Origin of the sequence: Gluconobacter sp. (genome assembly GCF_047723935.1) — a bacterium.
In the GTDB taxonomy this organism is placed as follows: Bacteria; Pseudomonadota; Alphaproteobacteria; order Acetobacterales; family Acetobacteraceae; genus Gluconobacter.
The window spans coordinates 52,176-74,006 of sequence record NZ_JBDOBO010000008.1; the positions used below are offsets into that span (position 1 = coordinate 52,176).

Genomic DNA, 21,831 nt, shown 5'->3' on the forward strand with positions numbered 1-21,831 from the left:
GGCATCATGAAGATCCTCGTCCCTGTCAAACGTGTCGTCGATTACAACGTCCGCATCCGCGTAAAGGGTGACGGATCTGGGGTCGAGCTTGCGAACGTCAAGATGTCGGTCAATCCGTTTGACGAAATCGCCATCGAAGAAGCCGTCCGCCTCAAGGAAAAAGGCATTGCCACGGAAGTGGTTGCTGTCTCCATTGGTGTGCCGCAGGCGAAAGAAACACTACGCACTGTGCTCGCCATGGGCGCGGACCGCGCCATTTTCGTCGAAGCCACGACGGATGTGAATGTGGATATCGAGCCTCTCGCCGTCGCCAAACTACTGGCGAAGGTGATTGAGGATGAGAAACCAAACCTCGTCATCGCAGGCAAACAGGCCATCGATAATGACATGAACGCGACTGGTCAGATGCTTGCCGCCCTGCTGGGTTGGGGCCAGGCCACCTTCGCATCATCCGTCGAGATTGAGGGCGACAGTGCAACCGTCAGCCGTGAGGTTGATGGTGGTCTTCAGACCATCCGCGTGAAGCTGCCCGCCATCATCACGTCCGATCTGCGCCTGAACGAGCCGCGTTATGTCGCGCTGCCCAACATCATGAAGGCCAAGAAGAAGCCGCTCGAAGAATGCAAGGCGTCTGACCTTGGTGTGGATATTGCGCCGCGTCTTAAGGTCATCCGCACGGCTGAACCGCCTCAGCGTCAGGCTGGTGTGAAGGTCAGTTCCGTTGATGAGCTGGTTTCGAAACTCAAAAATGAAGCAGGAGTGATCTGATGTCTGTTCTGCTGCTCGCTGAAGTGGCCAACGGCCACCTCGTAACCGATACCGTTGCCAAGGCCCTGTCTGCCGTCAAAGCGCTGGGCGATGTGACGGTTCTCGTTGCCACCCAAAACGGCGCGGAAGCTGCCGCCGAAGCTGCAAAGCTTGAGGGTGTCTCCAGGGTCCTGCTGGCGGATGATGCGTCTCTGGCCCATGAACTGGCTGAACCTGTCGCCGCTCTCATTGTGTCTCTGGCCTCGGGCTATAGTCATATCGCTGCGGGCTCGACGGCATTCTCTAAGAATGTTCTGCCACGCGTTGCGGCTTTGTTGGATGTCATGATCCTGTCAGACGTAACGGCCGTGAAGGATGCCGAGACGTTCGATCGTCCGGTCTATGCCGGCAATGCGATCCAGACAGTGCAGTCCTCCGATCCGGTGAAGGTTTTCACCATTCGCACGGCGGCCTTTTCGGCTGTTGGCGAAGGTGGCTCAGCCAGTGTGGACAATGTCTCAGTGCCTGCTGATCCGGGTCTTTCGTCCTGGGTGGAAGACAAGGCCATTGAATCTGAACGTCCGGAGCTGACGGCAGCCAAGAATATCGTTTCAGGTGGCCGTGGCGTCGGATCGAAAGAGAACTTCGACACCATCGCCAAACTTGCGGACAAGCTGAATGCCGCCATCGGCGCCAGCCGTGCGGCTGTGGATGCAGGCTACGCGCCGAATGACTGGCAGGTCGGGCAGACGGGCAAGATCGTGGCGCCTGATCTGTATATCGCGGTCGGTATTTCCGGGGCGATCCAGCATCTGGCTGGCATGAAGGATTCCCGGGTGATCGTCGCCATCAACAAGGACGAAGACGCCCCGATTTTCCAGGTCGCGGATTATGGGCTGGTGGGAGACCTCTTCACCATCCTTCCCGAACTGACGGCAAAACTCTGACAGGCCCTGGCAGTCTGCAGGGAGGAGAAAGACCATGACTACGATCGAACGGGAAAGCATGGACTATGACGTTGTCATCGTCGGCGCTGGCCCTGCCGGTCTCTCCGCGGCGATCCGGCTCAAACAGAATGAGCCGGACCTCTCCGTGGTCGTACTGGATAAAGGGTCTGAAGTCGGGGCGCATATCCTGTCAGGCGCGGTCATTGATCCGTGCGCGCTGGATGTGCTGCTTCCAAAATGGCGGACCATGGATGCGCCCATCACCGTGTCGGTGAGGGATGACAATTTCTTCCTGCTGACGGAAAAGAGCCAGATCCGCCTGCCGAATGTTCTGATGCCAAAGCTTATGGACAACCACGGGAATTACATTGTCTCGCTGGGGAATGTCTGCCGCTGGCTGGCACAGGTTGCAGAGGGTCTGGAAGTGGAAATCTTCCCCGGTATGGCGGCAAGCGAAGTCGTTTATGACGATCAGGGTCGCGTTGCGGGTGTGGTGGCTGGCGAGTTCGGTAAAAACCCGGATGGAACGCCAGGAGATGCCTACGAGCCTGGTATGGAACTGCGCGGGAAATACGTGTTCTTCGCCGAAGGTGCACGGGGATCACTGGCTCATCAGTTGATGGATCGTTTCGCGCTTTCCGAGGGCAAGGACCCGCAGAAATTCGGGCTGGGCCTCAAGGAAATCTGGGAGATCGATCCCGCCAAGCATCATGAAGGCACGGTCACACACACCATGGGTTGGCCGCTGAACAGCAAGGCGGGTGGCGGGTCCTTCATCTACCATCTCGACAACAATCAGGTCTGCGTCGGGTTTGTTGTCCATCTGGGCTATGAAAACCCGTATCTGGACCCCTACCGCGAGTTTCAGGAGTTCAAGCATCATCCGATGGTGGCCGAACTGCTGAAAGGCGGAAAACGCGTGGCTTATGGTGCGCGTGCGCTATCCGAAGGTGGCTGGCAGTCCATTCCGAAAGTGACTTTCCCTGGCGGCGTTCTGCTCGGGTGTTCCGCCGGGCTTGTGAATGTTCCGCGCATCAAGGGCAGCCATAATGCCATTTTCTCAGGCATTGCCGCTGCCGATGCGGCACGCGCAGCGCTGGCGGCTGGGCGCGCTCAGGACGAACTGACGGATTATGATGAAGAACTGCGAAACGGCCCTGTCGGGACAGACTTAAAGGCCGTCCGTAACGTCAAACCTCTATGGGAGCGGTTTGGCCTCCTGGGCGGTGTGGCGCTCGGTGGTCTGGATATGTGGATGACAACTCTGACCGGGCATTCTCCCTTCAGAACGCTCGGGCATGGAAAGTCCGATGCCGCGGCAACGGGGTTGGCTGCCAGTTTCAAGCCGATTGAATATCGCAAGCCGGACGGGCAACTCAGCTTTGATCGCACAACCAACGTGGCGTTCTCCTTCACCAATCATGAAGAGCGCCAACCCTGCCATCTGACCCTCCGCGATCCATCCATTCCGATCCAGGTGAACTTGCCGCTCTACGCTGAGCCTGCCCAGCGTTACTGCCCGGCGGGCGTGTACGAGGTTCTGCGTCCAGAGAATGAACAGCCACGGTTCCAGATTAACTTCCAGAACTGTGTACATTGCAAAACCTGCGACATCAAAGATCCAAGCCAGAATATCGTTTGGACAACGCCGCAGGGAGGTGATGGACCGAACTATCCAAACATGTAAATTCAAATAAAAAGAAATATAACTTGTCTCTTTTATTTGATTTTACTTGAATAAACAACCTGAGAACATGCTGCGTTGAAAGACTATTCCCATAATGGGAATCTGAAGTAAGGAATAAGGCAATGAGTGGCATCGACCTTTCGGCACCACCGCCGCCAGTGTCTCTGAATGGTAAAAGTGTCCTGACGGCAATTCTGGCTGCTGTTGCGGGTCTGATGTTTGGTCTCGATCTGGGTGTGATTTCAGGGGCTCTGAAATTCATCGGTCTGGAATTCAACGTCACGGACTTCGGCAAGGAGTGCATCGTCTCATCGATGATGGTCGGTGCGGCGGTAGGTGCCGTCTGCGGTGGGCGCTTGTCCTATCTCTTCGGCCGGAAGCGCCTGCTGCTGTCTTCAGCTGTCCTGTTTGTTCTCGGGTCGCTGCTGTGCGCGCTGGCAACATCCGTCACGCTGCTGATTGTGGGGCGTATGGTGCTTGGCGTGTCTGTTGGCATCGCAAGCTTTACCGCTCCACTTTACATTTCCGAGATTGCGCATCAGCACTACCGTGGGTCTCTGATCTCGGTTTACCAGCTCATGATTACGGTCGGGATTTTTGTAGCGTTCATCTCTGACGCGCTGCTGGCTTATTCCGGCTCATGGCGCTGGATGCTCGGCATTGTCGCTATTCCAGGCGTCGTGTTTCTGCTTGGCGTGCTGCTGCTGCCTGACAGCCCCCGTTGGCTCGTATTGCGGGGCCGTAAGGACGAAGCCTTTACGGTTCTGCATCAGCTGCGTGGCCATGAAGGCGACGCACGCGCCGAGATCTCGGACATTGAAGAGCAGCTTGCGCAGATTGAAGGCGGCTACGGTCTGTTCAAGGCCAACGCGAATTTCCGCCGCTCTGTTTTTCTGGGCATTCTGCTCCAGACCATGCAGCAGTTCACGGGCATCATCGTGGTGATGTACTACGCCCCCCGCATCTTCGAAGTCGCAGGTTTTGGCGATAACGCAGCCATGTGGGGCACGGCCATTGTCGGTCTGGTGAATGTGCTTTCGACGTTCATTGCCATTGGCTTCGTGGACAAATGGGGCCGTCGCCCGATGCTGATTGCCGGCTTCATCATCATGACGATCGGCATGGCTTCAGTTGGGACGCTGCTCTACTTCGGAACCGGCAATAGCGAACTTGCGCGATATGGCGCCGTGATCATGCTGCTGGCCTTCATCGTCGGATTTGCGTTCTCTGCCGGTCCGCTGGTGTGGATCCTGTGCTCGGAAGTTCAGCCCATCAAAGGGCGCGATTTCGGCATTGGTTGCTCCACCTTCACGAACTGGGTCACGAACATGATCGTCGGCCTGACGTTCCTAACGCTCCTGAACACCATCGGGAATGCCCAGACGTTCTGGATGTACGCGGCGTTCAATGCGTTCTTCATCTACCTCACCCTGAAATTTGTGCCTGAAACCCGTGGTGTTTCTCTTGAGCAAATCGAGCGGAATCTGATGGCGGGCAAGCCACTCAACCGGATCGGTCTGTGATCCTGCCCCTCGGCACGACTGTCCCGGCGCTTTCACACCTGCCGGGACAAACCGCCTTTGCGGCGGTTTTCCCTGACGGAGACCAAAGACAATGACAGTAAAGATCGCCATTAACGGTTTTGGCCGTATTGGCAGACTGGCCCTTCGCAGCATTCTTGAAAGCGGCCGGGATGACGTTGTGCCCGTCGCCATCAATGGCCCTGGGTCTGTTGAAGACAAGATTCACATGCTGACATATGACAGCGTGCATGGCCGCCTGCCAGGGGAAATCCACGTCGAGGGCGATATGCTGACCCTGACCCATAACGGGCGGTCTTACGGTCCCATTCGCATTTCATCCGAGCGTGATCCGTCGAAGGTGCCATTTGACGGTGTCGATGTGGCTCTTGAATGTTCCGGACTGTTCACCACCAAGGAAAAAGCTTCCACGCTTCTTCAGGCTGGTGCCCGGAAAGTCCTGATTTCAGCGCCTGGCACGGATGTTGACGCGACCATCGTTTACGGCGTGAACAATGACATGCTGAAGCCGGACATGACGGTCATTTCCAATGCCTCCTGCACAACGAATTGTCTGGCGCCGCTCGTGAAAGTGCTCGACGACAATTACGGTATCGAGTGCGGATACATGGTGACGATCCACTCTTTCACCGGAGACCAGCAGATCGTTGACCGGCGCCACAAGGATCTTCGCCGGGCCAGAGCCGCATCGCTCAACATGGTGCCTACGTCCACGGGAGCGGCCAAGGCAATTGGTCTGGTTCTGCCGCATTTGAAGGGGCGGCTGGATGGCACGTCCATTCGCGTGCCAACGCCCAATGTTTCGCTGGTATCGTTCGACTTCCTGTCCCGCCGTCCACCGGAAACGGCCAAAGACGTCAATCGCGTCATGCAGGAAGCTGCTGCTGCGGGCCCCTTGAAGGGTGTTCTGGCCTATAGCAGCGCCCCATTGGTTAGTAGCGACTTCAACCATTCGCCCGCATCTTCGAATTTTGACGCCACGCAGACGGCCATCATGGAATGTGGTCGAATGGTTCGCGTCTGCTCATGGTACGACAATGAATGGGGTTTCTCGAACCGCATGATCGATACAGCTGTTCTGTTCGGTTCCCTGTAAACGGGCGACGGCATTTGTTTCAGGATGTGTTTCGGCGCATAAAAGCACTTTCCTGACTGGAGAGTGCTTTTGATGATGTCCCGTCTGAGACTTCTGGCTGCAATGGCATGTTTGGGTGCGCCACTTCCTGCTCTGGCACAGGCGATAGCGCCGATGCCGGCAAGCTGTGACAACGCCAAATTCCTGAGTGACCAGCAGACCTTCGAGCAACGTGGCGCCACCCGGACGGATCTTCCCGAGCATATTTGCGGGCGCGTCATCGCCATTGCACCCCATGCAAAGCGGACCCGCAGCGGATGGCATGGCTATTTCTACCTGGATGTAGGGCAGGGCGTGTCTATCCGGATTGTCTCCGGGCTGGATGAAATGACCGCCCCCCAATGGCCCTGGGTGCAGAAGGGCGACACCGTCGAGGTTCAGGGCCGGTACTACTACGACAGCCTGCGCAAGCAGGGGGTCGACTGGACGCATCACGGCACCAGCCGCAAATGGCCGTGGCCCGGATATGTGACCGTCAACGGACACCGCTACGAATAAAAAAAGCCCGTAGGAATGTCCTACGGGCTTTTTCGTGGCGGGCGGCCTAGTTGGTCGCTTCGTCTTTCTTTTCGGCGCTACTGTCGCCTTTGACGCCGGTCCCTTCGATGATCTCGAAGTCCAGCACGTCGTTCTTGAGGCCAATCTTGACGGCCCCACCTTTGGCCAGTCGACCGAAGAGCAGTTCCTCGGCCAGTGGCTTCTTGATGTGCTCCTGAATGACGCGTCCCAGAGGACGTGCGCCATACAGGCGATCATAACCCTTCTCGGCCAGCCATTCCTTGGCAGCAGAGGAGATTTCGATCGTAACGTGACGGTCAGCCAACTGGGCTTCAAGCTGGAGAACGAACTTCTCCACCACGCGGCCCACGGTTTCCGGCGTCAGGTTAGCGAACGGAATGATCGCATCCAGACGATTGCGGAACTCAGGTGTGAAGGTGCGTTTGATTGCCTCTTCATCCTCGCCCGCACGGCTGGTCCGGCCGAAACCGATCGCTTCCTTGGACAGGTCAGCCGCGCCCGCATTCGTGGTCATGATCAGGATCACGTTGCGGAAATCGACTGTCTTGCCGTTGTGGTCTGTCAGGCGCCCATGATCCATGACCTGAAGCAGGACGTTGTAAAGGTCCGGATGGGCCTTTTCGATTTCGTCCAGCAGCAGGACGGCATGAGGATGCTGGTCGATTGCATCCGTCAGCAGACCACCCTGATCAAACCCGACATACCCTGGAGGCGCGCCGATCAGACGGGAGATCGAATGACGCTCCATGTATTCGGACATGTCAAAGCGGATCAGTTCGATGCCAAGAGACGACGCCAGCTGACGCGCAACTTCCGTCTTGCCGACGCCCGTAGGGCCGGAGAACAGGTAGTTGCCAATCGGCTTCTCAGCATCGCGCAGGCCCGCACGGGACAGCTTGATTGCCGCAGCCAGTGCGTCAATCGCCTTGTCCTGCCCGAACACCATGTTCCGCAGATCCCGCTCCAGATGGCGCAGGGTCTCGCGATCATCCGCCGTGACGCTCTTGGGTGGGATGCGGGCAATCTTGGCGATTGCATCTTCCACATCCCGCAGCGTCACGGTCTTGCGGCGCTTGTTCTCAGGCACCAGCATCCGCGCCGCACCAACCTCGTCAATGACGTCGATGGCTTTATCAGGCAGTTTGCGGTCATGCACATATCGGGCTGCCAGTTCGACGGCGCCACGCAGGGCTTCGTCGGTATAGCGAACCTTGTGGTGCTTCTCGTAGCTGCCCTTAAGGCCGCGCAGGATCTTGATCGTGTCCTCGACTGACGGCTCAGGGACGTCAATCTTCTGGAAGCGCCGCACGAGTGCACGGTCTTTCTCGAAGTGCTGACGGAACTCCTTGTATGTCGTGGAGCCAATGCAGCGCAGCGTGCCTGCAGCCAGAGCTGGCTTGAGCAGGTTCGATGCATCCATCGCACCACCAGACGTTGCGCCCGCACCAATGACCGTGTGGATTTCGTCAATGAACAGGATCGCACCGGGCGTCTGGTCCATTTCCGTTACGACAGCCTTGAGGCGTTCTTCGAAATCACCGCGGTAACGTGTGCCAGCCAGCAGGGAGCCCATGTCGAGAGAGTAGATCGTGCAGTCCTGCAGGACTTCAGGCACGTCTTTCTCAACAATACGCTTTGCCAGGCCTTCCGCGATCGCAGTCTTGCCTACGCCCGGGTCACCCACATACAGCGGGTTGTTTTTGGTGCGGCGGCACAGGATCTGGATCGTGCGTTCGATTTCCTGATCGCGACCAATCAGTGGATCGATCCGCCCTTCACGGGCACGGTCGTTCAGATTGACGCAATAGGTCGCGAGGGCGCCGTCCTTGGCTGTTTCCTTGCGCTCTTCACGCTCGGAATTATCCTTGGATGCAGCGGCAGCCTTACGGCCAGCGCCACGGTCTGGCGCTTTGGCGATGCCATGCGAAATGAAGTTCACGGCGTCGAGTCGCGTCATGTCCTGCAATTGCAGGAAGTACACGGCGTGGCTTTCACGTTCCGCAAAAAGCGCAACGAGAACGTTGGCACCCGTAACTTCATCGCGGCCTGTGCTTTGCACGTGAATGGCCGCGCGTTGAATTACGCGCTGGAAAGCCGCCGTTGGTTTTGGTTCTGTCGGACGGTCGGACGCAAGACCGGCAAGGTCCTTGTCCAGAAAGTCCGTCAGGTCCGAGCGCAGCTTGTCGAGGTCAATTCCGCAGGCGCGGAAAACCGTCAGTGCGTCGGCGTCTTCTGTCAGAGCCAGCAGCAGATGTTCGAGGGTGGCATACTCATGACGCCGATCACCTGCGAATGTCAGGGCGCGGTGGAGCGTCTGTTCGAGCGTACGGGACAGCATAGGGTGGCGCTCCTCTCGACCTCTCGTGGAAGAGGTATCTTGTCGTGGTGCAACACGTAACGCCAGTCAGAAACGTAAGGCTGAACAAGAAATTGTCCGATGCCTGTATGACTGTGGCGGGAAATCAGTCTTTTTCGATCGTACACTGAAGCGGATGCTGGTTCTGGCGGGCCAGATCCATAACCTGAGCGACCTTGCTCTCCGCAACTTCGTAGGTGAAGACGCCGCAGACCCCTACGCCCCGCTGATGCACATGCAGCATGATGGTGGTGGCTTCTTCCCTGTTCTTGGAAAAAAACCGTTCCAGCACGTGCACGACAAACTCCATCGGTGTGTAGTCATCGTTGAGCATAAGAACCTTGTACATCGACGGCTTGCGCGTTCGTGTACGAGGGCGAACGACAACGCTGATCTCAAGATCTTCGTCATCGGGCAGGCGTGGATTTGTCGGACCTTTTGGGTCCGATGATCCCGGCCCCATCCTGACTGGTCCGAAAATAGACTCGGCTTCAGAATGGGAGGTGGCTGGTGAAGGGAGATCGTAAGAAGACATGACTGGTATGATATGGGACGCTTCCCCCGACTTGAGAAGGGGGTAAGGATGAGTACATTTCGTGAATATCGCCATCTTCCTGACATGTTCTGGTCGGGTTTGGGTCATGCTTACGAAAAATTAAGCAAACTGCCCCAAACCTTGTGGACGGGCGCTTTTTGTTGCGCCTAGAGTAACGGGATTAAGGACTGCGTTAAACAGTTCAATCTTTCCAGCGTTCAATGTTTTGTTCAGAGGCTGCCACATAATGCGTTTCCCTGTCCGCAAGGCCCTTCTGTTATGCGCTCTGACTGCAGTTGGTGCGGGCTCTGCCAAGGCACAATACGCAGGCCACACGTCCAGTTTCGTGATGGATGCACATTCAGGTGCCGTTCTGTCCCAGTCGGACGCCGATCTTCAGCGGTATCCTGCATCCCTGACAAAACTCATGACGCTGTATCTGACCTTCCGTGCGCTGGAAGCCCATCAGATTACGCTGGATCAGGAAGTCCCGGTTTCCATTCATGCTTCCATGCAGGCTCCATCCAAGCTTGGACTGGTCCCAGGCACTCGGCTGACCGTTGAGCAGGGCATTCTGGCGCTTGTCACCAAGTCCGCCAATGACGCTGCGTGCGCTCTGGGTGAGTTCCTGGGGGGGGGCGACGAGGTCCGTTTTGCTCAGCTCATGACGCAGCAGGCGCGTGCTCTGGGAATGGCCAACACAACGTTCCGCAACGCATCCGGCCTGCCTGACCCCGATCAGGTCACGACAGCGCATGATCTAGGGCTTCTCGCGCAGCACCTTATCAACGATTTCCCGCAGTATTATCACTATTTCGGCGTGCCTTCCTTCTATTTCCATCGTCATCTGGTTCCCAACCATGATCCGATGCTGAAAATCTATTCGGGCGCTGACGGCATGAAGACGGGTTACACCGATGCTGCGGGGCGGAATCTTGTCACGTCTGCCATCCGTGGAAATGTTCGTCTGATTGGTGTGGTCCTTGGGTCGTCCTCAAATGCGCGTCGTTCGATGGAAATGGCGTCCATTCTGGATGATGGTTTCGCTTCAGAAGGCGTCGCGCCACAGCCTCTGCTTCATCCGGTCGCTCCGCGCACTGTCATGATCGCGTCTGCGCGTCGTGGTGGTCGTTTTGCTCATCATGGGACAATGGTTGCATCCAGCCGTCCTGTTGAAGTGGCGGATGCGCCAACGTCACCGCGCCGTTATGGCCGTGTTGCGCATCATTCAGCCTCTGTTCGCATGGTCAGTGCTCACCATGTTGCTGCCCATCACAAGCCGGGCCGTCACCCGCGCGGGTGAAAAACTCGCATCACTGCCTTGCGATCCGGTCGGGACGGTCGCATTTTGTCCCGACCAGTTAAGAGATTTAGGATCGGGCGGTAGACATGGGTGATAATTCGCGTGGGATTGTTCTTTATGACAGTGAAGATTTCAAACATCTAAGAACGGTTGGGCATCTGGCAGCGGCAACGCTGGATATGATTACCGAGCATGTTCAACCCGGCGTCACGACGGAAGAACTCAATACCCTTATTCATGAGTTCACTCTGGCGCACGGCGCTACACCGGCTCCTCTGAATTATCATGGCTTCCCGAAATCCTGCTGCATTTCGATCAACCATGTTGTGTGTCACGGCATCCCCGGTGAGAAGAAACTGGCCAACGGCGATATCGTCAATATTGACGTCACGTCCATTCTGGATGGCTGGTACGGGGATAATTCCCGGATGTACATCGTAGGCAAGGCCCCCAAGAAAGCTGAAAAACTCGTTGAGGTGACCTATGAGTCCCTCATGCTCGGCATTGAGCAGGTCAAGCCAGGCAAGACGCTGGGCGATGTCGGTCATGCCATTCAGGTCCATGCGGAAAAGAACCGTTTCTCCATCGTGCGTGATTTTTGTGGTCACGGCATTGGCCGGGAATTCCATGCCGCTCCGAACGTTCTGCATTACGGCAAGCCAGGGCAGGGCGTGAAGCTCGTGCCGGGAATGGTTTTCACCATTGAGCCGATGCTGAATATCGGCAAACCTGAAGTGAAAATTCTTGATGATGGCTGGACAGCTGTCACGCGTGACCGGACGCTGTCTGCACAGTTCGAGCATATGATTGGCGTGACGGACGACGGATGTGAAATCTTCACGCTGTCCCCGAAAGGTTACAACAAGCCCCCATACGGAGCTGGCGCATGAAAAAACTGTTTGCCCTGATTGTTGCGGGCCTGACGGGGGGCACGGCGCTGGCTGCTCCCACGACAGCCCCTTTGAGTTCCGCCCATGATCCGCTGGCCTTTGGTCCGGATCATACGTCTCCGGGCGTTCTGGTCTCTGGCAAGCATGGCATGGTGGTTTCCGCCCAGCATCTCGCTTCTGATGCTGGCGCCAAAATCCTGGCGGAAGGTGGCAATGCCATCGATGCAGCGGTTGCGGTGGGTTATGCGCTGGCTGTCGTTTACCCCGCTGCGGGTAATATCGGCGGTGGCGGCTTCATGACGATCCGCCTGAAATCCGGGCAGACAGTATTTGTGGACTTCCGGGAGCATGCCCCGGGTGCTGCAACAGCCACCATGTATCAGGATGCGTCTGGCAAAGTCATTCCGGGGCTTTCAACGGAAGGCTGGAAAGCGGTCGCCATTCCGGGGACTGTCGCAGGCTTGGATACGATCCTTCAGAAGTGGGGGCGTTTGCCGCGGGCAAAAGTCATGGCCCCTGCCATAGCGCTCGCCCGTGATGGGTTTGTGCTCAATGAAGGCGACGTACAGCTCCTCGACACGTCCACGAAGTATTTCCGTCAGGACCCATACGCACGTTCTATTTTTCTGCGTCCGGACGGATCGTCCTTTCAGCCTGGAGACCGGCTGGTTCAGAAAAATCTGGCCAATTCTCTTGAACTGGTCGCCAAGAATGGTCCGAAAGCGTTCTACGAAGGTCCGATTTCCGCTGAAATCGTGCGGGCCAGCGAAGAAGGTGGTGGCCTTCTGAAGCCATCAGATTTCACGAACTATCATATCCGGTTTCTTGAGCCGATCCGCTGCACCTATCGTGGGTACACGATCGACACGGCACCCCCTCCGAGCGGTGGTGGTATTGCCCTGTGTGAAATCCTGAACATTCTTTCCGGTTACGATATGCATGCCCTTGGCCTGCACACAGCAGCCTCTGCGCAGCGTGAAATCGAAGCCATGCGGCATGCGTACTCGGATCGGCGCGATCTGGGGGACCCGGCATTCGTCAAGAATCCGATCGAACATCTGAATGATCCGGCATATGCCGCACAGGTCAGGGCAGGGATCCCGCTTGATCAGGCATTGCCGTCCAGCACCCTCCGCGCTGGTGAGGCGCTTCCGGTCAAGGCTGACCAGGCTGCTTCCGACACGCAGGAAAAGCACGAGACGACCCAGTTCTCGGTATTGGACAAGAGCGGCATGGCTGTTTCCGCGACATATACTCTGAACGGGTGGTTCGGCTCGGGTGTCATGGGTGGCAACACCGGCATCTGGCTCAACGACGAGATGGATGATTTCTCGGCCAAGCCAGGTGCCCCCAATATGTTTGGGATTGTTGGCTCGGAAGCCAATGCCATTGCTCCGGGCAAAACGCCGCTATCGTCCATGTCTCCGTCGATTGTCTCCAAGGATGGTAAGGTGATTATGGTGATCGGAAGCCCTGGTGGTTCCCGTATTCCGACGATCACACTTTCTGCCATTCTGGGTGTGCTCGATTATGGGCTGGATATCCGACAGGCTGTTGATCTGCCGCGAATCCACGAGCAGTGGGAGCCATCTGCTGTTGAGCTGGAACCAGGTGCCCTGACGGATGACGTCATGGATAAGCTGAAATCTGAGGGATATGCGCTGTCTCTGCACCGCCCATGGGGTGTAGCAGAAGGTATTCTTGCGGACCGTCCAAGCCTCTCCGCACACAAAACCGGGCTCATTTATGGGGCTGCTGATCCGCGTCATGCAGGGGGTGAAGCCGCGGGTGAATGATAGGGGGTTGTCAGACACCCCTATCTCCGTGTTAGGAGAGCGCCGGGAGGTCGGCTTTGGACGGATACCTTGCCAACCCGGTCAGGTCCGGAAGGAAGCAGCCGCAGTGAGTTTTATCCGGGTTAAATGTCCGGCCTCCTACCTAGTGCAGCCTGTGGGCGCGGCAGTTTTACTGTCAGGCGCCCCGGTGCAAGACCGACAGAGTGCGGTCTCATTCCCCGCTCTGACGGCTTTCCAGTTTCATGACTGACGATATCGACGATTTTCCCCTGCCGCCTGAGAGCGGTGGTGGCTTCTTTGGTGAAGCCCCGGCCGAGCAGGTTCCAATTCCTGTTCAGGCAGAAAAAAGCACGCCTTATCGTGTCCTTGCCCGAAAATATCGCCCCCAGACACTCGATGACCTGATTGGTCAGGACTCGCTGGTACGAATCCTGCGTCGGGCGTTTGAGCTGAAGCGTGTGGCGCATGCCTTCATGCTGACGGGTGTGCGCGGCGTGGGGAAAACCACGACTGCCCGAATTATCGCACGTGCCTTGAACTGCATCGGGCCAGACGGGAAGGGTGGGCCGACCGCAGAGCCCTGTGGTGTTTGTGCAAACTGCACCGCCATTCTCGCGGACCGGCATCCGGACGTTCTGGAAATGGATGCGGCGTCTCGCACCGGCGTTGATGATGTGCGCGAAATCATTGAGGCGACCCGCTTCCGCCCGATGCAGGCGCGCATGAAAGTCTTCATCATCGATGAAGTGCACATGCTGTCTCGCAATGCATTCAATGCCCTGCTGAAAACTCTGGAAGAGCCTCCGTCACAGGTTACGTTCATTTTTGCCACGACGGAGTTGCGGAAAGTGCCGGTGACGGTGCTGTCCCGCTGTCAGCGGTTTGACCTCCGGCGCGTGCCTCAGGCGCTGCTGACCGAGCATTTCGGGCGTATTGCCGAAAAGGAAGGAGCCACTCTTTCCGAAGACGCTTTGGCGCTCATTGCCCGTGCAGCTGATGGCTCGGTCCGTGACGGACTATCTCTGCTGGATCAGGCGATTGCACAAGGTGCGAGCGACGCCGATGCCGTGTCAGACATGCTTGGTCTGGCAGATCGCGGACTGGTCTTTGATCTGCTTGATGCCCTTATGGCCGGCAAGGCAGCAGAGGCCCTGGACCTTACCGATCAGGCTTATGCGCGTGGTGCTGATCTCGGCGTTCTCCTGACGGATCTTCTGGATCTTCTACATCTTGTTTCCCGTCTCAAGGCGATGCCGGGCCTTCGTGAAAGCCGGGACCTTCCAGAAGCCGAAAGACTGCGTGGTGGCGTGCTGGCAGACAGGCTCTCAACCAGCAGTTTGGGACGAGCCTGGCAGATTCTTCTGAAAGGTGTGAACGAAGTCGAATCCGCGCCGGATCGTCGTCAGGCGGCTGAGATGGTCCTGATTCGACTGTGCCACGCCAGCCTTCTCCCGACGCCTGACCGTCTGATCCGTCAGTTGACTGAAGGCGGGGTCGATCTCTCCTTGCCATCAGGCCCTTCGGGTGGAGCCGCTCCGTCCGGAGAGGTGTCGTCTGGGTTACAGACTGCGCCTGTGCTGTCGACGTCCGTATCGCCCACGGACACGGGTGGCCCTCGTGCGCATGTCCGTCTGGTGGCCAATGGCGGCGAAATTATTGAGCCGGGTTATGCGGAGGCCGCTCCTGAGCTGGCCCCGGAACCCGAACTTCCTCCGACCCCGCCGCGAACATGGCGCGAGATGGTCGCTCTGGTTTGGGACAAGCAGCCGCAGTTGCATGGGGTTCTGCGCTCGTCGGTGCATCTGGTACGTTTTTCACCTCCAGATGTGCAGGTTCGCCTGGAAGACCAGCACACCAGAGCGGACCGTCTCCTTCAGAATTTTCTTGAAGAGATGTTTCCCGGCCAGTGGCGCATCAGTCTTTCCACAGCCGAAGGTGAGCCAACCCTGGACGAACAGGGTGCGGAGGTGGTGGCCATCAACCGTGCAATGGTTGAGGCACACCCGTTGGTCCAAGCCATTCTTGATGCTTTCCCCGGTGCGAAAATCGGCGATGTGCAAGATCACTCCCTTGATGAATACGGTCTTCCACCCGAAATAACCGCACCATTGACGGAGGACTCGCCTCCGGATCTGGAATTCGCGCCTCTGGACGCTGATTTCCTTGATGAAGATGATCTGAACTGAAAGACCAGGAGACGTTATGAAGAACCTTGCAGGACTGATGAAGCAGGCCAGCCAGATGCAGTCCAAAATGGAAGAGGCCCAGAAAAATCTGGCAAATCTGACGGTAGATGGTTCGGCTGGCGCTGGTCTCGTGACACTTCAACTTACGGGTAAAGGCGAAATGCGTGGTCTGAAAATCGATCCGAAGCTCGCCGATCCGAACGAGATGGAAATGCTGCAGGACCTGATCGTGGCAGCCTATACGGATGCCAAGAGCAAGGCTGAAGCGGCCAGCTCTGAAGCCATGCGCGACGTTACGGGCGGTCTGGATCTGCCGCCGGGTCTGAAGCTTCCGTTCTGATCTGAACAGTTTTTCTGCGGGCGTCACATCATGATGATCAGCAATGACATCGAGCAGCTGATTTCCATGCTGTCTCGCCTGCCTGGGCTCGGCCCGAGGTCAGCCCGTCGCGCTGCGCTCAGTTTGCTGCGGCAGCCAGAGGCGCGGATGTTGCCTTTGGCGCATCTCATGGAACGGGCTGCCACAAGCGTCCGTACATGTTCCCTTTGTGGCAATCTCGACACCATCGATCCCTGCCACATCTGTACAGATTCAACCCGTGATGGCGGCCTGGTGTGCGTGGTCGAAACTGTGGGTGATCTGTGGGCCCTTGAACGGGCTGGCGTACATCGCGGGGTCTATCAGGTTCTGGGCGGGACGTTATCGGCGCTTGCCGGTCTTGGCCCTGAAGATCTGAATGTCTCGTCCCTGCTGGACCGTATTGCCGAAGGTGGAGTGAGAGAGGTCATCCTCGCTCTTGGCGCGACAGTCGAGGGGGCCACCACAGCGCACTGGCTTCAGGAAAAACTGGCATCAACGGGCGTGGTCGTCAGCCGTGTCGGACATGGTGTTCCTATGGGGGGCGCTCTGGATGTGCTCGATGATGGCACGTTGGCCGCCGCCCTGATTGCACGACGCGCATTATGATTTCCGCTCTGGTTCCACGTACGGCGATTGTGACCGGTGGCGCGCGTCGGATTGGTCGGGCGCTGGTTGAAATGCTGGCCGGGCAGGGTTTTTCTGTTGCCATTCATTATCGCGACAGCAAAACAGAAGCGCTGGATCTGCTCGATCACATTGGCGGCCGCGGATGTGTGATTGGCGCAGATCTGTCGTGTGAAGCCGATGTGAACAGGCTGACTGCTGAAGCAGTTCAGCAGCTTGGTCCGATCGGTGTGCTCATCAACAACGCTTCAGCGTTCATTCGTGATGAAGTCGAGACTGTAACTCGCGAAAGCTGGGACCAGCATCTTGAGCCGAATCTGAGGGCTCCGTTCGTCCTGTCTCAGGCGGTGGCAGCAGCCCTGCCGGCAGAGGCTGAAGGGCTGATTTTGAATATGCTGGATCAGCGCGTGTGGAATCTGACGCCACATTTTATCAGCTACACCGTGTCCCGAGCTGGCTTGTGGACACTGACACAAACGCTTGCGCTGGCACTGGCACCGCGTATTCGCGTTAATGCCATTGGCCCAGGGCCTGTTCTGCCAACAGTAGGCCGACAGTCTCAGGAGCATTTTGACAAGATGTGCGCGCAAACGCCTCTGAAGCGCGGGTCGTCTCCCGAAGAAATCGCTGAAGCTGCATTTGCGCTATTTTCTCTCCCGTCCGTCACGGGGCAGATGCTGGCCATGGATGGCGGGCAACACCTGAACTGGTCGCCTGCGCGATAAATCAGGGCTGAGGTTTCAGCGCACCAGGTAGATAATCTTCCACAACCAGAGAAATTGGTGCGTTGTCTGAAGCGCGTCTGAGGACCGCACGGTTTTCGAGTACGATTCCTGTGGCGTTATTTGGAAAACGTGTTTCGAGTCGCTGGCGATGAAAATTCGTCTTCGAGACAGCTTTGCCAAAGGGCGTATCCGTCGTTTCCAGAAGATGGTTCATGTCATCAGTCAGACGTTCCGGGACATACCAGTTCCAGGCATCAGAGAGTGGGATATCCCCACACAGAAGCTGAACGTGACGTGTGTGAACCTGCCGAGGGTCTGAGACTTCCAGAAGACGCAGGGTTTCCTGTGAAGGCTGTTCTCCAACGGGGAGGCGCACAACGCGAATGGGAACGGAGCAATGCTCCTGAAGAACTGCTGTTGCGCTGGGATGACGCTCCAGGCGGTCCTTTAATGCACGAACGGCTGCGCCATCCGGGGACAGGGCGTCTCCCGGACCGGCACAGCCGCTCAATACTGCTGCAAAGGAAAGAGCACGGACGACCTTAGTGGTCGTCGCGGTCGTCCTTGTCAGTCGAAACTTCGATGTCGTTCGAAAGATCATCGTCATCATCCAGATCGTCGTCTGCTGCGATGACATCGTCATCTGCATCATCGTCCGTGTCCAGATCGACGTCTACATCATCCTCGTTCTCGTCCTTCGGAGCGTTCGGATCTTTCTCCTCAGGCAGCGGTCCTTCGCTACGCTTGAGACGGCCGATATCGTTCGGCTGGGTGGTGCCACATTTCGGGCACACCGTAGGGACGCGGTTCAGGTCATAGAAGCGGGCGCCGCACTCAACGCACGTCCGTTTTAGACCGAGTTCGGGTTTTGCCATGTTGCGCAAGCCTGCCAATGCCTCGGATAAGGAACGCGGCCATGCCAGCTTGTTTCCGCCATGTCAAACTCCAAGTGTCCCGAAATCTGCATGAGGGGACGTATTTCAGGGTGATTGACACACAGGAATGACCCTCGCATGAAAGTGCACATGCAAGCGCGACCTCTGACAGTTTCCGCGTCCCCGAAGGGACTTTCCGGCCGTACCCTCGTACCGGGTGACAAATCCATCAGCCATCGTTCGCTGATGTTGGCCTCCCTCGCACATGGCCGTACGAAGGTTTACGGCCTTTTGGAGGGTGAAGACGTTCTGCGCACCGCAGACGCCATGCGTGCGCTGGGGGCGACGATCACGCGTGACGGCGCCGTCTGGACCATTGACGGCCGTGGCGTCGGTGAGCTGACGGAGCCGGCAGATGTGCTGGATATGGGGAATTCCGGGACAGCAGCGCGGCTCCTGTCCGGTATTCTCTCTTCCCATCAGATGAACAGCGTCATGACCGGGGATGCTTCCCTGCGCTCCCGTCCAATGCGTCGTGTAATGGACCCGCTTTCGAAGAATGGTTCCGAGTTTTTGTCCCGTGAGGGCGGCCGTTTGCCGATGGCCGTGCGTGGCAATGGTCAGGCGAAACCGCTTGAATATCGTCTGCCGGTAGCTTCTGCGCAGGTGAAATCAGCAGTTCTTCTGGCCGGGCTGAATGCCGTTGGCCGGACGGTTGTGGAAGAGCCTGTCGCCACCCGCGATCATACGGAAAATATGCTTCGTCATTTTGGCGTGGATGTTGATGTTTCCGTTCTGGATGCGGGTGGACGCCGAATCGAGCTGACCGGACCGGTGAAGCTGACTGCACGGGACGTGACAGTTCCGGGTGATCCGTCGTCTTCTGCATTCCCCCTTGTGGCTGCGCTGCTGGTTCCTGGGTCCGATCTGCTGATTGAGAATGTCGGTTTGAACCCGCTCCGGACGGGTCTGTTCACCACTCTGCTCGAAATGGGTGCTGATCTGACCATTGAAAACGAGCGCATTGAGGGCGGGGAGCCTGTGGGTGACCTTCGCGCACGATACAGCAAGCTGAAAGGTGTGGATGTGCCGCCAGAGCGCGCACCGTCCATGATTGACGAATACCCCGTTCTGGCCGTTGCCTGCGCTTTTGCGGAAGGGTCCTCCCGTCTTCGCGGTCTGGAAGAACTTCGGGTGAAGGAAAGTGACCGTCTGGCTGCTACGGTTTCCCTGCTGAATGTGAATGGTGCCGAAACCGAAGTGGTTGGCGATGACCTGATCGTTCGTGGTTTCCAAGGGCCCTTGGGTGGTGGAAGTGTGACGACGCATATGGATCATCGTCTGGCCATGAGTGGGATTGTCTTTGGTCTGGCTGCGCAGAAGCCTGTCCATATTGATGATACGGCCTTCATTGAAACCAGCTTTCCCGGTTTCGTTGACCTCATGAATGGTCTGGGTGCGGATATCCGGGCATGAGCCGTCCGCTCGTCATTGCCGTTGATGGGCCAGCAGCTGCCGGAAAGGGGACGCTGGCCAAGGCGCTCGCCTCCCGGCTGTCCTTGCCCTATCTGGACACGGGCCTCCTGTATCGTGCGGTTGCAAGGCGTATGATTGACGCAGGCCTAGACCCTGCGGGCGATGCTTCTGCACAGGCGGAAGCACTTGAGCAGGAGGATCTGCGGAGAACTGATCTGCGCGTTCCGGAAATTGACCGGGGTGCCTCACTGGTAGCTAGCCAGCCTGCTGTGCGTGAGGCTCTTCTGGAGCGTCAACGTGTGTTCGCCGCCCAGACAGGGGCCGTTGTTGACGGGCGGGATATCGGCACAGTTGTTTTCCCGGGTGCGGACGTGAAGTTTTTCATCACGGCCTCCCCAAGAGCGCGGGCCCTTCGTCGCCATCGCCAGTTGCACCGGGACGCAGCGATCACAGAGGCTGAACTGGACGCTGCAATCGCTGAGATCATCGCGCGTGACTCGCGGGATTCCTCGCGGGATACTGCGCCTCTGGTACAGGCCGCAGATGCACTTCTGATTGAGACGGATGAGCTTTCAGCAGAGCAAGTGCTTGAAAAGGCGCATGAAGAAATCAGGCGGCGTGTAACTCGGATCTGAGTTGCGGTATCTGCCCGTCTGACACCTGTTTTTTTATTGACAGAGCGCCTGTGGAAGGTGTTGTTGCGGGTTAGCACCTTGCCCGAAGGGGGAAAGTGTCGTCCGTCATGCGTTTTGCGTGCGGACCATAATTTAACGGACCCGGTCTGACCTTTTGAGGCAGCGGGGAGTCGTCATGCCAGATTTCGATCCGCGTGGCGCAGACGTGGATGATCGGTTTCAGGCCGAAAATCCGGGAATATTGTATTTACATGGCTTCAGCCACACAGGCCCCTGCCGCTCACGGCATGGAAGATTTTGCAGCCCTCCTCGAAGAGACCCTGGGCCGCGACACCGGTTTTGACGGCTCCGTCGTCACTGGCCGCGTGATCCGTCTGACCGACGAATTCGCTATCGTTGATGTTGGTCTCAAGAGCGAAGGTCGCGTTTCCCTTAAGGAATTCGGCCCGCCAGGCGCTGCTCCGGACGTAAAGCCGGGCGACGTTGTCGAGCTGTATGTCGAGCGTTACGAAGACCGTGACGGTTCCATCGTTCTTTCCCGCGAGAAGGCTCGTCGTGAAGAAGCATGGACCGCTCTGGAGCGTGCATTCGGCAATAACCAGCGCGTCAATGGCACGATCTATGGTCGCGTCAAGGGTGGCTTCACGGTTGATCTCGGCGGCGCAATGGCGTTTCTTCCGGGCAGCCAGGTTGACATCCGTCCGGTTCGTGACGTCGGCCCGCTGATGGGTCAGCCGCAGCCGTTCCAGATCCTGAAGATGGATCGCGCACGTGGCAACATCGTTGTGTCCCGTCGTGCCGTTCTTGAAGAGACCCGTGCAGAGCAGCGTTCCGAGCTGATCCAGGGCCTGAAGGAAGGCATGATCCTTGACGGCGTCGTCAAGAACATCACCGACTACGGTGCGTTCGTTGACCTCGGCGGCGTTGACGGCCTCCTGCATGTCACCGACATCGCCTGGAAGCGCATCAACCACCCGTCCGAAGCTCTGCAGATCGGTCAGCCGGTTCGCGTGCAGGTCATCCGCTTCAACCCCGACACGCAGCGTATCTCCCTCGGCATGAAGCAGCTTGAAGCTGATCCGTGGGAAAACGTCGCCATCAAGTATCCGGCCGGCGCACGCTTCACGGGCCGCGTCACGAACATCACCGACTACGGTGCATTCGTGGAGCTGGAGCCGGGCGTCGAAGGCCTGGTGCACGTTTCCGAGATGTCCTGGACGAAGAAGAACGTCCATCCGGGCAAGATCGTCGCTACTTCCCAGGAAGTCGACGTCATGGTTCTGGACGTGGACAGCTCCAAGCGTCGTATTTCGCTTGGTCTCAAGCAGGTTCAGCGCAACCCTTGGGAGCAGTTCGAAGAAGAGCACAAGGTTGGCTCTGTCATCGAAGGCGAAATCCGCAACATCACCGAGTTCGGTCTGTTCATCGGCCTCTCCGCAGACATCGACGGCATGGTTCACATGTCCGACCTGTCCTGGGACGAAGCTGGCGAA

20 protein-coding genes and 1 other RNA gene are annotated in these 21,831 nt (G+C 57.6%); 17 read left to right on the forward strand and 4 right to left on the reverse strand.

Annotation, left to right across the window (positions count from 1 at the left end; all coding sequences use genetic code 11):
• Window positions 1–6: 6 nt before the first annotated feature.
• From ABF979_RS05755 to ABF979_RS05780, 6 genes are all read left to right on the forward strand, one after another.
• The gene (locus tag ABF979_RS05755) at window positions 7–768 is read left to right on the forward strand and encodes an electron transfer flavoprotein subunit beta/FixA family protein (RefSeq protein ID WP_415558452.1); all 762 of its coding nucleotides are present in this window, start codon (window positions 7–9) and stop codon (window positions 766–768) included.
• Window positions 768–1,694, forward strand: coding sequence for an electron transfer flavoprotein subunit alpha/FixB family protein (locus tag ABF979_RS05760; protein ID WP_415558453.1), 927 nt, complete (start codon window positions 768–770; stop codon window positions 1,692–1,694). Before ABF979_RS05755 ends, ABF979_RS05760 begins: the two co-directional genes overlap by 1 nt.
• A 34-nt stretch (window positions 1,695–1,728) precedes the next feature.
• Complete coding sequence (locus ABF979_RS05765; protein WP_415558455.1) at window positions 1,729–3,381, forward strand: 4Fe-4S dicluster domain-containing protein; 1,653 nt, start codon at window positions 1,729–1,731, stop codon at window positions 3,379–3,381.
• Between the two features lie 122 nt (window positions 3,382–3,503).
• Window positions 3,504–4,904, forward strand: coding sequence for a sugar porter family MFS transporter (locus ABF979_RS05770; RefSeq protein WP_099210947.1), 1,401 nt, complete (start codon window positions 3,504–3,506; stop codon window positions 4,902–4,904).
• A 91-nt stretch (window positions 4,905–4,995) separates the two neighbouring features.
• Window positions 4,996–6,018: a type I glyceraldehyde-3-phosphate dehydrogenase gene (gap, locus tag ABF979_RS05775; protein WP_415558457.1), complete on the forward strand. Its 1,023-nt coding sequence runs from the start codon at window positions 4,996–4,998 to the stop codon at window positions 6,016–6,018.
• Window positions 6,019–6,090: 72 nt separating this feature from the next.
• A complete protein-coding gene (locus tag ABF979_RS05780; protein ID WP_415558458.1) occupies window positions 6,091–6,555 on the forward strand; it encodes a hypothetical protein in 465 nt (154 codons plus the stop codon).
• Window positions 6,556–6,601: 46 nt separating this feature from the next.
• Here the strand turns inward: ABF979_RS05780 and clpA are convergent, their stop codons facing one another.
• A complete protein-coding gene (gene clpA, locus ABF979_RS05785; RefSeq protein WP_099210941.1) occupies window positions 6,602–8,914 on the reverse strand; it encodes an ATP-dependent Clp protease ATP-binding subunit ClpA in 2,313 nt (770 codons plus the stop codon).
• Window positions 8,915–9,038: 124 nt separating this feature from the next.
• Window positions 9,039–9,467, reverse strand: a complete 429-nt coding sequence (clpS, locus tag ABF979_RS05790) for an ATP-dependent Clp protease adapter ClpS (protein ID WP_232309080.1) — start codon at window positions 9,465–9,467, stop codon at window positions 9,039–9,041.
• Window positions 9,468–9,714: 247 nt separating this feature from the next.
• On the opposite strand from clpS, the gene ABF979_RS05795 reads away from it, so the two are divergent.
• The 8 genes from ABF979_RS05795 to ABF979_RS05830 all read left to right on the forward strand — a co-directional run bounded on the left by ABF979_RS05795 (window position 9,715) and on the right by ABF979_RS05830 (window position 17,352).
• Window positions 9,715–10,770: a D-alanyl-D-alanine carboxypeptidase family protein gene (locus ABF979_RS05795; RefSeq protein ID WP_415558460.1), complete on the forward strand. Its 1,056-nt coding sequence runs from the start codon at window positions 9,715–9,717 to the stop codon at window positions 10,768–10,770.
• 86 nt (window positions 10,771–10,856) lie between these two features.
• A complete protein-coding gene (gene map, locus ABF979_RS05800) occupies window positions 10,857–11,660 on the forward strand; it encodes a type I methionyl aminopeptidase (protein ID WP_202206261.1) in 804 nt (267 codons plus the stop codon).
• Window positions 11,657–13,456, forward strand: a complete 1,800-nt coding sequence (gene ggt, locus ABF979_RS05805; RefSeq protein ID WP_415558463.1) for a gamma-glutamyltransferase — start codon at window positions 11,657–11,659, stop codon at window positions 13,454–13,456. The genes map and ggt overlap by 4 nt, the downstream gene beginning before the upstream one ends.
• 46 nt (window positions 13,457–13,502) lie before the next feature.
• Window positions 13,503–13,597: signal recognition particle sRNA small type (ffs, locus tag ABF979_RS05810), an RNA gene on the forward strand.
• 101 nt (window positions 13,598–13,698) lie between these two features.
• Window positions 13,699–15,642, forward strand: a complete 1,944-nt coding sequence (locus ABF979_RS05815) for a DNA polymerase III subunit gamma/tau (RefSeq protein ID WP_415558465.1) — start codon at window positions 13,699–13,701, stop codon at window positions 15,640–15,642.
• 16 nt (window positions 15,643–15,658) lie between these two features.
• On the forward strand, window positions 15,659–15,982 hold the full coding sequence (locus ABF979_RS05820; protein ID WP_415558467.1) for a YbaB/EbfC family nucleoid-associated protein: 324 nt from the start codon (window positions 15,659–15,661) through the stop codon (window positions 15,980–15,982).
• A 33-nt stretch (window positions 15,983–16,015) separates the two neighbouring features.
• Complete coding sequence (recR, locus tag ABF979_RS05825) at window positions 16,016–16,609, forward strand: recombination mediator RecR (RefSeq protein ID WP_167386111.1); 594 nt, start codon at window positions 16,016–16,018, stop codon at window positions 16,607–16,609.
• Window positions 16,606–17,352 carry an SDR family oxidoreductase gene (locus tag ABF979_RS05830; protein ID WP_415558468.1) on the forward strand — a complete coding sequence of 249 codons (747 nt, stop codon included), beginning with the start codon at window positions 16,606–16,608 and terminating at the stop codon, window positions 17,350–17,352. Before recR ends, ABF979_RS05830 begins: the two co-directional genes overlap by 4 nt.
• Window position 17,353: 1 nt before the next feature.
• Here the strand turns inward: ABF979_RS05830 and ABF979_RS05835 are convergent, their stop codons facing one another.
• Window positions 17,354–17,953: a chorismate--pyruvate lyase family protein gene (locus ABF979_RS05835; RefSeq protein WP_415558470.1), complete on the reverse strand. Its 600-nt coding sequence runs from the start codon at window positions 17,951–17,953 to the stop codon at window positions 17,354–17,356.
• Complete coding sequence (locus ABF979_RS05840; protein ID WP_046900134.1) at window positions 17,895–18,227, reverse strand: TIGR02300 family protein; 333 nt, start codon at window positions 18,225–18,227, stop codon at window positions 17,895–17,897. Before ABF979_RS05840 ends, ABF979_RS05835 begins: the two co-directional genes overlap by 59 nt.
• A 150-nt stretch (window positions 18,228–18,377) precedes the next feature.
• On the opposite strand from ABF979_RS05840, the gene aroA reads away from it, so the two are divergent.
• The 3 genes from aroA to ABF979_RS05855 all read left to right on the forward strand — a co-directional run.
• On the forward strand, window positions 18,378–19,703 hold the full coding sequence (gene aroA / locus ABF979_RS05845; RefSeq protein WP_339406094.1) for a 3-phosphoshikimate 1-carboxyvinyltransferase: 1,326 nt from the start codon (window positions 18,378–18,380) through the stop codon (window positions 19,701–19,703).
• Window positions 19,700–20,338 (forward strand): (d)CMP kinase, encoded by a 639-nt coding sequence (cmk, locus tag ABF979_RS05850; protein ID WP_415558472.1) that lies wholly within the window; start codon window positions 19,700–19,702, stop codon window positions 20,336–20,338. The genes aroA and cmk overlap by 4 nt, the downstream gene beginning before the upstream one ends.
• A 251-nt stretch (window positions 20,339–20,589) precedes the next feature.
• Window positions 20,590–21,831 (forward strand): 30S ribosomal protein S1 (locus ABF979_RS05855; RefSeq protein WP_415558473.1); only part of this gene is annotated, 1,242 nt, incomplete at its 3' end.

Bases quoted from the DNA above. Each gene is read 5' to 3' on its own strand.
- ABF979_RS05780 (WP_415558458.1), top strand. From the start codon at position 6,091: ATGATGTCCCGTCTGAGACTTCTGGCTGCAATGGCATGTTTGGGTGCG.
- ABF979_RS05795 (WP_415558460.1), top strand. From the start codon at position 9,715: ATGCGTTTCCCTGTCCGCAAGGCCCTTCTGTTATGCGCTCTGACTGCA.
- clpA (WP_099210941.1), bottom strand. From the start codon at position 8,914: ATGCTGTCCCGTACGCTCGAACAGACGCTCCACCGCGCCCTGACATTC.
- ABF979_RS05840 (WP_046900134.1), bottom strand. From the start codon at position 18,227: ATGGCAAAACCCGAACTCGGTCTAAAACGGACGTGCGTTGAGTGCGGC.
- ABF979_RS05815 (WP_415558465.1), top strand. From the start codon at position 13,699: ATGACTGACGATATCGACGATTTTCCCCTGCCGCCTGAGAGCGGTGGT.
- clpS (WP_232309080.1), bottom strand. From the start codon at position 9,467: ATGTCTTCTTACGATCTCCCTTCACCAGCCACCTCCCATTCTGAAGCC.
- cmk (WP_415558472.1), top strand. From the start codon at position 19,700: ATGAGCCGTCCGCTCGTCATTGCCGTTGATGGGCCAGCAGCTGCCGGA.
- ABF979_RS05835 (WP_415558470.1), bottom strand. From the start codon at position 17,953: ATGATCTTTCGAACGACATCGAAGTTTCGACTGACAAGGACGACCGCG.
- ABF979_RS05765 (WP_415558455.1), top strand. From the start codon at position 1,729: ATGACTACGATCGAACGGGAAAGCATGGACTATGACGTTGTCATCGTC.
- gap (WP_415558457.1), top strand. From the start codon at position 4,996: ATGACAGTAAAGATCGCCATTAACGGTTTTGGCCGTATTGGCAGACTG.
- ABF979_RS05830 (WP_415558468.1), top strand. From the start codon at position 16,606: ATGATTTCCGCTCTGGTTCCACGTACGGCGATTGTGACCGGTGGCGCG.
- ABF979_RS05760 (WP_415558453.1), top strand. From the start codon at position 768: ATGTCTGTTCTGCTGCTCGCTGAAGTGGCCAACGGCCACCTCGTAACC.
- ABF979_RS05820 (WP_415558467.1), top strand. From the start codon at position 15,659: ATGAAGAACCTTGCAGGACTGATGAAGCAGGCCAGCCAGATGCAGTCC.
- ABF979_RS05770 (WP_099210947.1), top strand. From the start codon at position 3,504: ATGAGTGGCATCGACCTTTCGGCACCACCGCCGCCAGTGTCTCTGAAT.
- map (WP_202206261.1), top strand. From the start codon at position 10,857: ATGGGTGATAATTCGCGTGGGATTGTTCTTTATGACAGTGAAGATTTC.
- aroA (WP_339406094.1), top strand. From the start codon at position 18,378: ATGCAAGCGCGACCTCTGACAGTTTCCGCGTCCCCGAAGGGACTTTCC.
- ggt (WP_415558463.1), top strand. From the start codon at position 11,657: ATGAAAAAACTGTTTGCCCTGATTGTTGCGGGCCTGACGGGGGGCACG.
- recR (WP_167386111.1), top strand. From the start codon at position 16,016: ATGATCAGCAATGACATCGAGCAGCTGATTTCCATGCTGTCTCGCCTG.
- ABF979_RS05755 (WP_415558452.1), top strand. From the start codon at position 7: ATGAAGATCCTCGTCCCTGTCAAACGTGTCGTCGATTACAACGTCCGC.